This window comes from Paraburkholderia phenoliruptrix, assembly GCF_047325075.1.
Taxonomy (GTDB): domain Bacteria; phylum Pseudomonadota; class Gammaproteobacteria; order Burkholderiales; family Burkholderiaceae; genus Paraburkholderia; species Paraburkholderia phenoliruptrix.
Genome location: NZ_CP168530.1, coordinates 1,596,492 through 1,611,683, shown reverse-complemented (window position 1 = coordinate 1,611,683; position 15,192 = coordinate 1,596,492). Strand labels below are relative to the sequence as shown.

15 protein-coding genes are annotated in these 15,192 nt (G+C 64.6%); 2 read left to right on the top strand and 13 right to left on the bottom strand.

The window, feature by feature from the left end; genetic code table 11:
* Positions 1–2: 2 nt before the first annotated feature.
* From ACEN8U_RS07170 to ACEN8U_RS07135, 8 genes are all read right to left on the bottom strand, one after another.
* Positions 3–2,267 carry an ATP-dependent DNA helicase gene (locus tag ACEN8U_RS07170; RefSeq protein WP_310107593.1) on the bottom strand — a complete coding sequence of 755 codons (2,265 nt, stop codon included), beginning with the start codon at positions 2,265–2,267 and terminating at the stop codon, positions 3–5.
* Positions 2,264–4,096 (bottom strand): VRR-NUC domain-containing protein, encoded by a 1,833-nt coding sequence (locus ACEN8U_RS07165; RefSeq protein ID WP_310107591.1) that lies wholly within the window; start codon positions 4,094–4,096, stop codon positions 2,264–2,266. The genes ACEN8U_RS07170 and ACEN8U_RS07165 overlap by 4 nt, the downstream gene beginning before the upstream one ends.
* Before the next feature lie 54 nt (positions 4,097–4,150).
* On the bottom strand, positions 4,151–4,750 hold the full coding sequence (locus ACEN8U_RS07160) for a LutC/YkgG family protein (protein WP_310107589.1): 600 nt from the start codon (positions 4,748–4,750) through the stop codon (positions 4,151–4,153).
* Complete coding sequence (locus tag ACEN8U_RS07155; RefSeq protein ID WP_310107587.1) at positions 4,737–6,128, bottom strand: lactate utilization protein B; 1,392 nt, start codon at positions 6,126–6,128, stop codon at positions 4,737–4,739. The genes ACEN8U_RS07160 and ACEN8U_RS07155 overlap by 14 nt, the downstream gene beginning before the upstream one ends.
* Positions 6,125–6,868, bottom strand: a complete 744-nt coding sequence (locus ACEN8U_RS07150) for a (Fe-S)-binding protein (protein ID WP_310107585.1) — start codon at positions 6,866–6,868, stop codon at positions 6,125–6,127. Before ACEN8U_RS07150 ends, ACEN8U_RS07155 begins: the two co-directional genes overlap by 4 nt.
* A gap of 206 nt (positions 6,869–7,074) precedes the next feature.
* Positions 7,075–7,803, bottom strand: a complete 729-nt coding sequence (locus ACEN8U_RS07145; RefSeq protein ID WP_310107583.1) for a FadR/GntR family transcriptional regulator — start codon at positions 7,801–7,803, stop codon at positions 7,075–7,077.
* 84 nt (positions 7,804–7,887) lie between these two features.
* Positions 7,888–9,057: a pyridoxal phosphate-dependent aminotransferase gene (locus ACEN8U_RS07140; RefSeq protein ID WP_310108067.1), complete on the bottom strand. Its 1,170-nt coding sequence runs from the start codon at positions 9,055–9,057 to the stop codon at positions 7,888–7,890.
* Between the two features lie 150 nt (positions 9,058–9,207).
* Positions 9,208–10,689, bottom strand: a complete 1,482-nt coding sequence (locus ACEN8U_RS07135) for an RNA polymerase factor sigma-54 (RefSeq protein WP_310107582.1) — start codon at positions 10,687–10,689, stop codon at positions 9,208–9,210.
* A gap of 544 nt (positions 10,690–11,233) precedes the next feature.
* Here ACEN8U_RS07135 and ACEN8U_RS07130 point away from each other — a divergent pair.
* Positions 11,234–11,572, top strand: a complete 339-nt coding sequence (locus ACEN8U_RS07130; protein WP_013590258.1) for a BON domain-containing protein — start codon at positions 11,234–11,236, stop codon at positions 11,570–11,572.
* A 75-nt stretch (positions 11,573–11,647) separates the two neighbouring features.
* Here ACEN8U_RS07130 and ACEN8U_RS07125 read toward each other — a convergent pair whose 3' ends face one another.
* Positions 11,648–12,097, bottom strand: a complete 450-nt coding sequence (locus tag ACEN8U_RS07125) for a PA2169 family four-helix-bundle protein (protein ID WP_013590259.1) — start codon at positions 12,095–12,097, stop codon at positions 11,648–11,650.
* Between the two features lie 389 nt (positions 12,098–12,486).
* On the opposite strand from ACEN8U_RS07125, the gene ACEN8U_RS07120 reads away from it, so the two are divergent.
* Positions 12,487–12,747, top strand: a complete 261-nt coding sequence (locus ACEN8U_RS07120) for a hypothetical protein (protein WP_310107580.1) — start codon at positions 12,487–12,489, stop codon at positions 12,745–12,747.
* A 114-nt stretch (positions 12,748–12,861) separates the two neighbouring features.
* On the opposite strand, the gene ACEN8U_RS07115 is transcribed toward ACEN8U_RS07120, so the two are convergent.
* The 4 genes from ACEN8U_RS07115 to ACEN8U_RS07100 form a co-directional block, all read right to left on the bottom strand.
* Positions 12,862–13,443: a membrane protein gene (locus ACEN8U_RS07115; protein WP_013590261.1), complete on the bottom strand. Its 582-nt coding sequence runs from the start codon at positions 13,441–13,443 to the stop codon at positions 12,862–12,864.
* Positions 13,444–13,524: 81 nt separating this feature from the next.
* Complete coding sequence (locus ACEN8U_RS07110) at positions 13,525–13,869, bottom strand: DUF1488 domain-containing protein (RefSeq protein ID WP_310107578.1); 345 nt, start codon at positions 13,867–13,869, stop codon at positions 13,525–13,527.
* Positions 13,866–14,432: a DUF4142 domain-containing protein gene (locus ACEN8U_RS07105; RefSeq protein ID WP_310107576.1), complete on the bottom strand. Its 567-nt coding sequence runs from the start codon at positions 14,430–14,432 to the stop codon at positions 13,866–13,868. The genes ACEN8U_RS07110 and ACEN8U_RS07105 overlap by 4 nt, the downstream gene beginning before the upstream one ends.
* An 81-nt stretch (positions 14,433–14,513) precedes the next feature.
* Positions 14,514–15,065, bottom strand: coding sequence for a type 1 glutamine amidotransferase domain-containing protein (locus tag ACEN8U_RS07100; protein WP_310107574.1), 552 nt, complete (start codon positions 15,063–15,065; stop codon positions 14,514–14,516).
* Between the last annotated feature and the right edge of the window lie 127 nt (positions 15,066–15,192).

Below are 15,192 nucleotides of genomic sequence, written 5' to 3'. Positions count from 1 at the left end.
TCCTACTGAACCTGCCACCAGCGGGGCAACAGGCGGCGCACCTCGGGCCGCCTGTAACGGTCGTCGATCAGATGCACGACGCCCTCGTCGTGCTCCGTGCGGATCACGCGCCCCGCCGCCTGCACCACCTTCTGCAAACCGGGGTACAGGTACATGTATTCGTAGCCATTGCCGAAACGCGCCTCCATCGTGCGGCGCATCTGTTCGTTCACTTCGTTCATTTGCGGCAAGCCGAGCGTCGCGATGAAGGCGCCGATCAACTGCTGCCCGACGAGATCGACGCCTTCGGAAAACGCGCCGCCCAGCACGGCAAAGCCGACGCCCTGACTCGTTGTGCGAAAGCGTGCAAGAAAAGCGTCGCGGGCCGCTTCGTCCATGCCCGGCTCCTGCGCCCAGACGGGCACGCCGGGATGCCGCTCGCGCATCAGCGCGACGATCTGCTGCAAGTACTCGAAACTGCTCAGGAAACCCAGGTAATTGCCGGGCTGCACCGCATACTGCCTCGCAATCAGATCGACGATGGGCTCGAGCGAACGCTCGCGATCGCGCCAGCGCGTCGACACGTTGCCCGCCACCTTCACCTGCAACTGTTCTGCGCGAAACGGACCTTCGACATCGAGCCATGGCGTGTCTTTGGCGAGGCCGAGCGTATCGCGGTAGAAATGATGCGGCGTGAGCGTGCCGGAGAACATCACCGTCGTGCGCGCCGCCGCATAACGTGACGCGAGAAACGGCGCGGGAATCACATTGCGTACGCAGATCACGCAACTGGTTTTGTCGCGCGGCGTGTGACGGTCTGTCGTGAGCGTGATGTCGACAATCGAATGCTCGCCGAACTGCTCGGCGAGCGCGACAAAATGCATGGCGTCGAAAAAGAACCGCAGCCCTGCCTCGTCGATGGAAAGCGGCGCTTCGGCAAGCTGATCCGTGACCGCGCCGATCAGATTCTGCGCGGCGGACAGCAGCTTGCCCGGCACCTCGGCGTACACCTGATACGAAGCGGTTTGCGCGCGCTTTACCGCATTCCATTCGCGCTGCAAACGCTCGAGCGGCTTTCGCAACGTTGGCGGCGCGGTCTTGCGCGCGAGCCGCAACGCGGCCTGATCGAGCGACGCCGTATACATGCGACGCGCGCGGTCGAGCAGATTGTGCGCCTCGTCGACCAGCACGCCCACGCGCCACGCGTTGATCTGCGTAAGCGCGTACAGCATCGCACTGCTGTCGTAGTAGTAGTTGTAGTCGCCCACCACGACGTCGGCCCAGCGCGCGAGTTCCTGCGCGAGGTAATAGGGACACACGTCATGGGCGAGCGCTGCTTCGCGCACTGCCGCACGATCGAGACGCGCGCCAGCGAGCGCCGCGCTGCGCGCCGCGTCGAGCCGGTCATAAAAGCCGCGCGCAAGCGGACACGACTCGCCGTTGCAGGCTTTGTCGGAATGTTCGCAGGCTTTGTCGCGCGCCACGAGTTCAAGCGTTCTCAACGGCAACGGCGCCGCGCTCCGACGCAGCGTTTCTATGGCGTCGAGCGCCAGCGCGCGGCCCGGCGTTTTCGCAGTCAGAAAAAACACGCGGTCGATGTGCTCTGCCGCGCACGCCTTCAGCAACGGAAAGATCGTGGCGAGCGTCTTGCCGATGCCGGTGGGCGCCTGCGCCATCAGCGGTTTGCCGTCGCGCGCGGCACGATAGACGGACACCGCGAGCTCCCGCTGTCCGCTGCGAAACTGCGAATGCGGGAACTGCAGTGCACTCAGCGCGGCATTGCGCGCGGCACGATGCGCTTCTTCCTGCACGGCCCAGTCGAGAAACCGTTCGCACTGTTCGACGAAGAAAATTTCAAGCTCGCGTGCGCTATGCGTTTGCGTGAGCAACGTTTCTTTCTGACTGCCCACATCGAAATAAACCAGCGCGACCGTCAAGCCGCCCAGCCCACGCGCGCGGCACAGCAAATGTCCGTACACCAGTGCCTGCGCCCAGTGCAGCGCGCGGTGATTCGCGGGCATGCGCTCGAGATCGCCGCGATGGGTCTTGATCTCTTCTAGACGGTTCTGCGCAGGGTCGTAGCCGTCAGCGCGGCCCCGAACCGTCAGGTTGCGATGCGTGGCCGTCAGCGTGATTTCGCTTTCGTAGCCGCTCGCACGGCGCCCGGCGACGGTCACATGGCCCGCCATGCCTTCCAGCGAAGTGGGCGCCGGCGTAAACCGCAGATCGAGGTCGCCGCGTCTTGCGGTGAACTCGCACATCGCTCGTACGGCGACGACGTAGGTCATGCGGTGCGCTCCGCTGCGAACGCGGCGGGCGCGCCTGCGTCGACGGCCAGATTCTCCAGCGCATCGCTCTGCGCTTCGTCGGCCCAACGCACGTCGAGCACGCGCACCGGCATGCCGTGCTGCACGCAGTACGCGAGCCAGCGGATCTGGTTGTCCTGCAAGCGGTCGCCGGGGCCCTTCACTTCGATCAGCTCATAACGGCGCTCGGCGGGCCAGAAGCGGATGAGGTCGGGCAGACCCGAACGATTGCCGCGCACGTCGCGCAGCAGGCGTTCGAACCACAGCTTCAGATGCGCGGCAGGCAGGCAGTCGAGCGCCGTCGCGACGAGTTCGGGCGTGAGCAGTCCCCAGAACACGAACGGAGACTGCACACCGTCTTTCTCGCGCAGATGCCGCAGAATCGTCTCGCGATACACGCCGGTGTCGAGCTGAGCGAGACACGCGGCGAACCGCGCGGCGCGCCGCGTGTGAAAGTCCGGCGCATGGAGGTCAGCGGGGCCGCGTTGAAACGGATGAAAAAACGCGCCAGGCAGCGCGGCGAACACGGGTTCCCAGCAGAGCAAGCCGAACAGCGAATTGATCAGCGCGTTCTCGACGTAATGCACCGGCGCAGTTTCACACGTCAGGTGGTCGCGCACGACGTATTCGACCGCCTGCGGCGCCAAAGGCCTCGGCAACGTCAGCATGCTGCGTTCGGCCGCACGCGCAGCGGGCACACGAGCCGCGGGTTTGCCGAGCTTGCGCTGCAAACGCGGCAGCATGCGCGCGACGCGCTGCGCCTCCTCCTCGCTTTCGGGCGAGACGGCAGCCTGCGACGCCAGCGCGAGCGCGGCGGCGAAACGCTCGCTGCGCTCCAGCACACGCATGCGCCGGTGACGCGCGCCGGGCCATGCGCAGATCCCGTACACGGCCACTGCCGTGGACCATAGTTGCCGCCGTTCGCCATGCTGACCGACGCGAAAGAGCAGCTTCGCGCGACGCAGGTCCAGCCATGAGTTAGACGTTTGCACGGCGCGAACGCGCGCGACGAGTTCATCGAGCGCGGTCTGTTCTTCATCCGCATTTATCAGCAATCCGAATGACGCTAGCCGCGCCAGCTCCTCGCGGCACGCGTGCAACGCGAGATAGACGTCGACGTCCGCGCGCTGCTGGAAGGCACGCGACGACGGCCCGAACGCGACCTTCTCATACTGGAACACGCCGAGATCGGCGAGCACGAACTCGGACCAGTCCTGTTGCAGATTGCCGAAAAACATTAGCCGCAGACGCTCGCACAGCGGCGCAATGTCGACGCGAAACACGCAATCGTTGGAATGACGGTGCCATGCGGAGAGCGGACGCGCGGGCGTACTGGCGCTTTCGTCCTCATCGCCCTCCTCGCCCTCCTCGCCCGACGCATGAAACGGGCGCAACGCGTCCAGCAACGCGGGCTTGCGCAGGCTGCGCGCGCCTGGAATCAACTGCAACGCGTCGGCGAAAATGTCCAGCAGTTCGGCCCGCGTAGTGAGCGCGAACAGATCGTCGAGGGTCAAATGGGGCGCCGGGTCCAGCCACCCCAGCGCGCTGAGGGGCGCCGCGGCTTGCAGCGGGCAGCCTATCTCGTCGTAAGCGAGGCGGCTCGCACGAAACAGCGTGCCCTTGCGCATCAGCATGCGAACCAGCAGCGCGCGCGAAGGCTGCGGCAACAGCGCGAAGGCGTCGAGAAAAGCGCGCTCGCCTGCGTCGAGCAGGTCGTCGTAACGTTGCGCGAGCCATGTCAGCGCGCGCTCGAAATTCTGCAGATAGTAGGGAGCGCCGGCAGGGGAAGCCGGCGGAGCATCGGTTGCCACGGAGTTTGCAAGACCTGTATGTTTATACAGTGATGATAGCAAACTCCGCGAGCGCTACAGGTTGTCCGCCAGCCACACCACCGTCAGCGAACGCACACCTTGCGCGCCGCGAATCAGCACGCCTTCTATGTCCGCGGTCGCGGAAGGCCCGGTGACGAGCGCCGCGTAACGCGCGTCGCGGAAGTCATCGCGCCGGTAGACGTCCTGCAAACCGTTCAGCAGTTGCGCCGGATCGAGCAGCACCACCAGATGCTGCACGATATAGCCGAGCGCGTTGACGACGTATTCGCGTTCGCTGAACCACACCGAGCCCGTCTCCGCGACGCCGAAACGCGCGCGTACCACGCCGACGTCGACGTCCTGCAGCGACGCGGGTTCGGTGCTCGCCGTCAGCTCGCGAGTTCCGGGCACTTCCGCCGTCGCCGATGCAACGGACACCGCTGCGCCAAAGCGTTCGCGGATCAGGCTCGCGACCTCGGACGCCGCCTGCACTTCGACGCATGTGCCGCCCATGACTTGCAATGCAGCCGTGAAGCGCGCGCGTAAATCACCGCCCGCGCCGCCCGTCGCGGCAAAGAGCGGCACGGCGGGCCGCGGCCGCGCGGCCGGTTGCGCCTGCCGCACCTTCGCGAGAAAGGCCTCACGCGTTGCCATTGCCACCTCCGCGATTTTTCTTGTACCAGGCGTGGAAGGTCTGCTTCGGCGCCTCGGGCAACTCACGCTGCCTGCCCCAGATATTCAGCGGGTTATACAACACGAAATTCGGCAGGCGCCGCAATGCGCCGCCCATCGACGCGACGGTCGCGCGGTAAAGCGTCGGGCTCGCCAGCAGGCGCCCCGCCATCTTCAACACTTCCTGCTTCACGAACGGCACCTCATGCCGCTCGGCGATCACCGTGCGCCATTTGTAGATCTGCTCGTGAATGTTGATCTTCACCGGGCACACATTCGTGCAACTGCCGTTGAGCGTCGACGCAAACGGCAACGCGCTGTAGCGCTTCAGATCAAACGTCGGGTTGATGATCGCACCGATCGGCCCCGAGTACGTACCGCCATACGACAAGCCGCCGCTGCGCCGATAGACCGGGCACGTATTCATGCACGCGCCGCAGCGGATGCATTTGAGCGAGTACCAGAAGTCCTCCATCGCGAGCCGTTCGGAGCGACCGTGATCGACCAGGATGAAGTGCATCTCCGTGCCCGGACGCGGCGCGCGAAAGTGCGACGTGTATTGCGTGATCGGCGAGCCGAGCGCGCTGCGCGACAACATGCGGATGAACACGCCGAGATCCGCGACCTTCGGAATGATCTTCTCGATACCGATCGACGCGATATGCAACGGCGGCACGTTCGCCGACAGATCGGCGTTGCCTTCGTTCGTGCACACGACGACCGTGCCCGTTTCAGCCACCGCGAAATTGCAGCCCGTCATGCCCGCCGTTTTCTCGCGCACGAAATAAGGCCGCGTATTCATGCGCTGGCTTTCCGCGAGGTAGTGAATATCGCTGTTTTGCGGATCCGTGCCGATGGTCCGGCCGAACAGCTGCGCGACATCGGCGCGCAGCTTGTGCACTGCGGGCACGACCATATGGCTCGGGTCCTGATGATCGAGCTGCTGGATGCGCTCGCCGAGATCCGTTTCCATGACCGTGATGCCGCGCGGTTCGAGGTATTCGCGCATCCGGCATTCGTCAGTCAGCATCGACTTGCTTTTGACGAGCGTGGTCATGCCTCGCTCGGACATGATCTGGTGCACGAGCGCGTTATGTTCTTCCGCTGTCGACGCCCAATGCACCACCACGCCGTTCGCCTCGGCCGCCGCGGCGAACTGTTCGAGGTAGACGGACAAATGCGACAGCGTATGTTCCTTGATACCGGAGGCCAGTTCGCGCAGCGTCTCCCATTCGGCAATGCCGTGCGTCTGCGCATCGCGCTTCTGGCGTAAATCCCACAGGCGTCTGTCGTGAAACGCGACGTGCTCCGTCTTCCTGATGAATTCGCCGGCTGCCTTCGCGTGGTCGATGCGGCTCATGCGCGCGCTCCGTTCAGCACTTGCGCAATGTGAATGAAGCGCGCGTCCGCCTTCATGCGTTCCGCGCAGCCCTGCTGATGCATCAGGCACGACATGTCGCCCGAAACGATGTATTGCGCGCCTGCATTCAGATGATCGCGCACCTTGTCCTGCCCCATGCGCACGGAGACCGGCTCTTCCGTCACCGAGAAAGTCCCGCCGAAGCCGCAGCATTCGTCCGGCCGCGAGGGCGTGACGAACTCGATGCCCTTTACGCCCGCGAGCAACGTACGCGGTTTGGAAAACGGCTGGCCCGCGACTTCCGATATCGACGCTTCCTTCAGGTGCCGCAACGCGCTGCAACTGTTGTGCAGGCCGACGCGATACGGAAACTCGGCCCATGGAAACTCGCGCGCGCCCACCACGTCGTGCAGAAATTCAACCAGTTCATATGCGCTTGCGCGCACCTTCCGGACTTCGTCCGTCTGCTCGATGGCGGTGAGATGTTCGCGCACGTGGTGAATGCAGCTTGCCGACGGTCCGACGATGTAGTCGTAGCCGGCGAAGTTGCGCGCAAAGACGCGCTCGGCGCCGGCCGCCTCCGCATGCGCGCCGCTGTTTGCCATCGGCTGGCCGCAACAGGTCTGCTCCTGCGGGTAGTCGACCTCGATGCCGAAGCGTTCGAGCAATTCGAGGGTGGCGATGCCGACCTCGGGATAGAACGCGTCGATAAAACACGGAATAAAGAGGGCGACTTTCATGAGTTCACTGGAAGAGCGCGGCGGGACGGAATCCCAGCCATGCGTTTTGGCCATGCTGGTCAGCTTGGTCTGACCAAAAATATAAAGAAGTCGCCGGTGCATGTCAATCGGCACTGGAAACCGGCGTGTAGCGGCCGGGCGACCTACGCCGCCCATCGCGTTGCCTATGAGGAGTCAAGCCGGAGCGGAAGCCGCCCGCGAGAAGCCTACAGCTTCGCCGCGTCTTCCTGGTAGATCTCTCGCACGAAGGCGAGGTGCCGCTCTGCCGACTTGCGCGCCTTTTGCGCGTCGCGCGCCATGACGGCGTCGTAGATGGCCTGGTGCTGGCCCATCAGCTGCTTTTCCATCGCTTCGTCGTAATCGATCAGCCGATGATACTGGCGCATGCCCTCGCGAATCAGCGTATGGATGCCGTGCATTACATGCGCGAGCGCGATGTTATGCGTGGAGTCGGCAATAGCAAGGTGAAACGCCGCATCCAGCTCCGCGAGATTCATGCGGTCCTGCGCCTGCGAGGCCGCCTTCAACGCCTCGAACGCCGCCTTGATCTTGCGAAGATCGGCGGCGGTGGCACGCTCGGCGGCATACACGGTGGAAATGGCTTCGAGGCCCTGGCGCAACTCAAGAATATCCGCACTGGTACGCGGATTCTGCAAAAGCAGTTCGGCGAGCGGCCGCGAAATGATCGGCGCCGTGAGGTCGACCACCGTAAAGCCGCCGCGCCCCGACGTGGCGATATACCCATCCGACTCGAGCCGGATCAGCGCCTCGCGCAACGAAGGCCGCGACACCGCCAGCTGCGTGGCCAGATCGCGTTCAGCCGGCAGGCGGTCGCCGGGCATGAGCGTGCCGTCCGAGATCAACTGCTTGATCTGATCGGCGACGACGTCGGAGAGCCGTTTGCGCGTGAAGGACTGGATCGGGCGAAAGTGCATAGGCTGCGGCTGACAAAGCCGGATGGTTCAGGGCGGTGGCGCGGTGGATCGGCGAGCGCGGAGCGCTTGCGCATCGCGCATGAATTATACCGTCGCGACAAACGCGGCGATCCGCCTGCAAGCGTCGGCAAGACGCGCTTCGTCGACCACGAAGCCGAGGCGCACGAAGCCGTTCGCGGTCTCGCCAAAAGCGCTCGCATCGAGCACCGACACGCCTTGCGCGCGAAACAGCCGCCATGTGAAGTCCACGGTATCGAGGCCGGTGCCGCTCACGTCGACCATCATGAACATGCCGGCCTCGGGAAGCAGACAGCGCAAGCGCGGAATTCGGCTCAGGTGTTCTAACACGACGTCTCGGCGGCGCCGGTAAATTTCGCGCATGTCAGCGACGATGCGCGCCTTGTCCGCGAGCGCCGTCAGCGCGGCCTGCTGGATGAAACCCGGCAAGCCGTAGAGCATGGCGAGCGCGAGGCGGCCCATGTGCTCGATCAGCTGCGTCGGGCCGATTGCCCAGCCCACGCGCCACCCGGCCATGGCGTGCGATTTCGACAGACTGCCGAGCGTGACCGTACGCTCGGCCATGCCGGGCAGCGACATGATGCTCACATGTTCGCGCTCGAACGTGAGGTCGGCATAGACTTCGTCGGAGAGCACCCACAGATCGTGCTGGCACGCGAGCCGCGCGATCCGCTCCAGGTCAGCGCGCGGCATCACGACGCCTGTCGGGTTGCACGGCGTGGCGAAGAAAATGGCCTTCGTGCGCGGCGTGACGGCTTGTTCCAGCGCATCGCAATCCAGGTGGAAGGCGCGCGCGGGGTCGACCGGTACCGGCACGAGCGTCGCGCCTGCCGCGCGCACGCAGGCTTCGTAGGTCAGGTACATCGGCTCGGGAACGATGACTTCATCGCCTGCTTCGAGCAGACACAGCGAGGTGGCAAACACGCCGTTTTGCGCGCCCGCCGTGAGGATCACGTTTGCCGCCGTGACCGCGCAACCGCTCATGCGCGCGTGTTCGGCGGCAATCGCCGCGCGCAACGGGTCGCGGCCGGACACCGCGCTGTAGTGCGTGTCGCCGCCGCGCAGCGCCTCGATGGCGCGCTCGACAATCGGCGCGGGCGTTGCGAAGTCGGGATCGCCTACGCTCAGCACGATCACGTCCTCGCCCGCGGCGGCGGCCTGCTGCGCAACGCGATGGATCTCCCACGCCGACGTGCGCCTGCCCTGCAGGCCGTCGACCCGACTCGAATACTTCATCGCGCTCACCCCGCTCACTCATTGCAATGGAACCCGCCAATGTAATGGGCCGTGCGCGAAACGTCCAGATACGAAAAAGCGCCACGCGGGCGGACATCCTCACGTGGCGCTTCAACTTCATTCGAGCCCTGCGTCGCGGGCCCGGCAGGTTCACACCTGGCGGCGCAACTCGGCCGGCGGCACCTTCATCAGATGACGGTACTTCGCGACCGTGCGGCGCGCGACGAGCACGCCCTGATCGGCAAGCATTTTCGCGAGCGTCACGTCGGAAAGCGGATCGCGCGTGTTTTCCGCGGCGATCATTTCCTTGAGCAGCGCGCGGACGGCCGCGGCGGAACAGGTGCCGCCGCTTTCCGTGCCGAGTTCGCGCGGGAAGAAGTGCTTGAACTCGAAAATGCCGCGAGGCGTCGCCATGTACTTGTTGCCCGTGGCGCGCGAAATCGTCGATTCGTGCAGGCCGAGTTCATCGGCGACATCGCGCAGCACCATCGGCTTCAACGCGATTTCCCCATACTGGAAGAACGCCTTCTGATGCGCGACGATGCACTCGGCCACACGCTGGATCGTATCGAAGCGTTGCTGCGCATTCCTGATTAACCAGCGTGCTTCCTGAAGCTGCTGGGCCAGCGGCGAACGGCTCGCACCCGCGGACTGCGCAAACAGCTCGGCATACATGCGGTGAATGCGCGCGCGCGGCTGCACGGCCGGGTTGATCGTGACCACCCACTTGTTGCGCACCTGACGCACGATCACGTCCGGCACCACATAGTTGTCTTCCGTGCGTCCATAGCAGTTGCCCGGCTTCGGATCGAGCTTGCGCACGAGCGCACAGGCCACGCGCAACTCTTCCGCGCTGCAGCCGATCTGCTTCTGCAATTCGGCCTGCTCGCGACGCGCGAGCCGCTCCAGATGGTGCTCGACGATCTGCCGCGCGACGTCGCGCCCGGGCGTCTCGGCGGGCAACGCATTGACCTGCAGCAGCAGGCATTCCGACAGCGAACGCGCGCCGAGACCGGGACGGTCGAGCGACTGCACGAGACGCAGCGCGACGAGCAGCTCTTCTTCCGTCAACTCGGGGTCGAGATCGACGCTATCCGCAAGATCGGCGAGGTTCTGGCGCAGATAACCGTCGTCGTCGAGCGCCTCGATGATGAAGCGCGCCACGGCGCGATCGCGGTCGTCAAGCCGGTAGAGACGCAGTGCGTCGTGCAACTGCTCTCGCAAAGTGGGCTGCGAACGCGCCCATTCGGCGGGATCGCTGCCGTCGGAGTCGCCGTTCTGCCGCGCGGAACTGCGGCTGCTGTAGTCGCCGGAAAAGTCGCCGGGCATGTCGTCCGGGCCGCCGCTGTCGAGCATTTCGCTCGTCACCGCCTCGGCGGGCAGCGCATCGGGTTCGGCTGCGGCGACTGCATCGGTGGCCGGCAGCGCGCCGGCCTCGTCGCCCGGCGTGGGGGTTGCGAGCGCGACGTCTTCCGTGTCCGACGAGTCGTATTCGAGGAACGGATTGGTGTCGAGCGCGGTTCGCAATTCCTGCTGGAACTCCAGAGACGATAGCTGCAACAGACGCACCGACTGCTGCAGACGCGGCGTAAGTGCAAGAGACTGCCTTGTGCGAAGTTCAATTGAAGGCATCGTGTTGAGGTCCATTAAAAGCTGAGGTAGAAAGCACACTCATCAGAGCAACTGCCGTACCAGCTCTCGCAACACGCTGTTTTTTCTAGCCTTTGTTTTTTTGGGCTCGCGAATTGCGGGCAATTTGCGGCCTTTTCTGGCCTTTTCGGGCCTTTCGCGGCGCCATTTTTACAAGGAGGCGGCAAATTGCGGGCTCGCTTCTGCCAGGCTTTGCGCCGCTTGCCCCCGCTTGCGCCTCATGCGTGACGCGCGGCTCGCTCATTCATCAGTCGAAAAGAAGGGTTGCCGCGCGGGCCGACGCGCAGCCGCATTCAATCAGGCAGCGGGGCAGGCACGCACTTTGCGACTCGCGAGTTTGTGGACGGACGCGTGTCCTCGCATCCCGCGCAAACCGCGCAAAGACGGCGAAGACCCGGCCGGTGTCGATAACGGGCCCTGACGGAACCGTAGCGGCAACGATCCCACGCGAGTCATCGGCGGCTTTCGCCGCGATCGACCGCAGGCAACAAGACCGCAATTTTCATCAACACCCGAAGGAGAAACCATGAAGACCATCCAGTTGTTGAAGACCGCAGGCAGCATCGCCTGTCTTGCATTCGCACTGAACGCGACTGCGCAAACCGCCGCCTCGGCGCCGCCGGCTGCGTCGGAAAGCCTCGGCCAGCACCTCGACGACGGCACCATCACCACGAAAGTCAAGGCAGAACTGCTCGGCGCGAAGAACGTGAAGTCCACGCATATCCACGTGAAGACCCGCAAGGGCGTCGTGTGGCTCACGGGCACGGTGCCTTCCGCCGACGACAAAGCCGCCGCCCAGGAAGTCGTGCGCGGCGTGAAGGGCGTAGCGAGCGTGAAGAACCGCCTGAAAATCGCCGCGGAATAAGTCATCTCGCCGCCAGCAAAAAAAAGCCGTCCTCGCGGACGGCTTTTTTGCATTCACACCGCCGCGAGTCGGGCGTCAGCTCTTCGCAGCATATTGGTCGCGCAGATCGCGCACGCGGTCGTGGTTCTGCAGCACGCCCTGATACTGGCGCTCGACGATCGCGCGCACGTCGGCAGGCAGTTCCTTGTCCAGCGCATCGCGATAGTTCTTCTTTGCGACGTCCTCGCCCTTCTCCACCTCGACGAGGATCTGATGGTCGGAGCGGTCGGTCACCGCCGACTTCACATCGACCCAGCCGCGATGCAGCGCACCGCTCACGCTGCCGCCCGATTCCGGCTTGCCGCCGAGTCGCTGAACGATGTCCTGCAGTTCGCGTGCGCCGCGCGCGCAGTCATCGGCGCGTGTGAGGAAGAGCGTTTTCAACTGGGCGTCGTGCGCGTCTTCGGCTGCCTTGCGAAAGCCCTTCTCTCCATCCTTCGACGTTTCGACGAGATCGTTCAGCACGGAAACAACGTTCGTAGCCATTCAATACCTCCAGGGTTTCGTTAATCGCGGAATCCGTCGCCGGCCTGTGCGCATCGTGCGATGCGCGTGCCGTCTGCTGTGTGATGAACTGCATGAGCAACGGGGTTCGCCCCACTCACGCATGGCGCGTGCCTGGAGCGTGGCGTCGGAGGCGCGCCTGCGGGCCGCTGACCACGCCTGCGCATTGTTGCGAGCCAACGTAAATGTTGCGCGGCGCGACGCGCCGGGAGCCGCGCGCACGCCCGCCGGACAAGGCGACGCAGGGTGGCATAACCGTTGCTCCTTACGCTTGCCCCGCGCGACGTCACGCAGCGCATCACGCGAAAACCGCACGACGTACCGACGAATTGAAAAGAACGGGCAGCAACAACGACAGGGAGAACACCATCATGAACACCACTGGCGCAGAGTTTCTGGTCGCCGTCGCGATAGTCACGTCGGCGGCCGTCGTGCAGATTCGCGAGCACGTGCAACCCGATCACGGCATCGCGACGAGCACGCCGCGCGGCGTCGACGCGGCGCCTTCGTCATGCGAGCCGTCTGGCAACGGCATCGTTCCGGCAGCGTGCGAAGCGGCGCGCGACCAGCATCCTGCAGAGCACTCGCCGCTGCCATTGCCCAAACGCGGCGCTGCACAAATGTGGGTGTAAGCGCAAGGTATCCAGACAGCGAGCCGCACGGCCGCTTCCACGTTTCCCGCGTGCAAAAAAGAAGGGCCCGACAAACGCCGGGCCCTTGTTGCTTTCAGACTCGCAGCTCGCGAATCAGGCGCGCTTTTCGCTGTATTCGTTCAGCGGCACCGGCTGTTTCAGCGGATCGAAGTCGGCCCAGCGGCCCTGCTGCCAGCGGCCGGTCGCCCGTTCAATGGACACGCCGCCCGCCTCCCGCAGCACACGCGCCGCCTCCAGTTGATTGTCCGGAGAGACGTGCACCGCGACCAGCACGCCGGAATCGCGCGTCTCTTCGTGAAACGGCGTGCGATGACCCGCCTCTGGGCTCTCGCGCGTGCGCCACATTGCGCCCGCGAGCGATCCGATATAGGCGCCGACGCCCGCCGCAATCACCGAGACGAGCAGCGGCGCCGAGAACGCCGCGAAGATGCCCACGCCGACGATCGCGCCCACCACCGCGCCGATCGTCACGCCGAGGCCCGCGCCTTTCGGGGCGCCTTTCGAGCCGGCGTCGGTGCTGGTGTCGCCGCCGATCGGAAACCGCGCATGCTGGCCGCGCGGATTGACGAAGAAAAGCGTGACGTCTTCTTCGACGAAGCCTGCGTTAAAGAGCTTTTGTGCCGCTTCCTCGGCGGCGGGGAAAGTCGTAAAGCGTGCTGCGACGATGAGTGACATAAGGCCTCCTTGCATCGTGATAGCGTTTTTACAGACGACGCTCGCGAACTGCGGTGCGCCTCGTGGCGAGGAGCGGCGGCGCTAGGCGGCAGTGCCGCGATCGGGTTCCATGCCTTCCACTCTGAACAGTCCGCTATGCAAGATTACGCCCTCGCCGTTGTTCTGGTCGAGCGCCTCGGCGCATACCGAGCGGATCCGGTTGCGGCCTTTGTCGAAGGCCTCCATCAACGCGCTTTCGAGCGGTGATTCGGCGCCGAAGTGATCTTCGAGCGCCTCGACGGTAATCGCGCAGACAACCGGTTCGCCGTCCACGCGCGCCATGAAGCGAACCGTCAGGTTCGCGCCGTCGAAGGTCGGCTTGTCGTCGGGAAAAGTGATCTGCATAAGAGAATCCTCATAGGCAGGCCGCGGCAGGATTGCGTTCATGATGAAGAGCCCTTCATGGTGCCGGCGAGCTGCTTCGCCATCTCGAGATGATGCTGGATGATCGGCAGCGCACGCGCCGCAGCGGCCTTCAGTTGCGGATCGGTGCCGCTCTGGCTCTGCTGCTGGAACAGATCCACCGCCCGCTGATGCGCCTCGACGCCGACCTGCTCGACGTACGCCTCGTCGAACTGCTGGCCCTTCAGCGTCTGCAGCTTGCCCACGAGCGCCGAATCGGCAGCCGGCGCCGCCGGCACACGCTTCTTCGCCGTGAGCGCGGCCATGCTGCGCGAGAGCTTCGTGTGGTCGGCGATCATCTGTTGTGCGAACTTTTTCACACGGGGATCGCGCGAGTTCTTCAGCGCGATCTTGCTCGCTGCGATTTCGGTGGCGTCGGATTGCGAGGCGTCCTGAATGAACTGCTGGTCCGCGGGCGAGAGTTGCGTGCCCCCTGCGGGCGCATCGCTCGCCGGGGCGTCGCTTGCCTGCGCATGGACCGCGCCGGCCGACGCCAGGCCAAGACCCAGCCCGACAGTCATCACTTGTAGGGAATACCGTAGTTTCATGCGTTTTCTCCCTTGCTTACCGAGCCACCGGCGCTTCTCGTGCGGGTGCCTTCGCGCTTGCGTCCAAACGCGCGGCGCCCGTCATGCCGCCTTGCGTTTCGACAGTTGCCCGATCAGCGCCTTGTTGAATGCGGGAATGTCGTCGGGCTTGCGGCTCGAAATCAGGTTGTTGTCTTCGACCACTTCCCGGTCGACCCACGTGCCGCCCGCATTGCGGATGTCGTCCTGCAGACTCGGCCAGCTCGTCAGCGTGCGTCCCTTGATGATCCCCGCGGACACGGGCAGCCACCCGCCGTGGCAGATCACCGCGATCGGCTTTTTCGCGTTGTCGGCTGCCTTGACGAACGCCTGCGCCTGCGGCAGCAGACGGATCGCGTCGCCATTGACCACGCCGCCCGGCAAGACGACCGCGTCATAGTCGTCGGCGGTGGCCTTGTCGAACGTCACATCCACGTCGACCGTGTCGCCTTTGTCCACATGTTTGAAGCCCTGGATCTTGCCGGGCTTCTCCGAAATCACATGCACCGTCGCGCCGGCTTCGGCGAGCGCGCGTTTCGGCTCGACCAGTTCTGCCTGTTCGAAACCATCCACTGCCAGTACCGCTACTTTCAGACCGTCGAGGCTGTTTGCCATGCGTTCTCTCCTTCGTTTGAATGCGAGGCTGCCCGCCACAAACGCGGCAGTTCCTCGTCATCAGCAACTGTTGACCATGCGGCAGCAAGGCACGTGCCTGCGCTTGTGCATGCCTGCGCGCAACCTT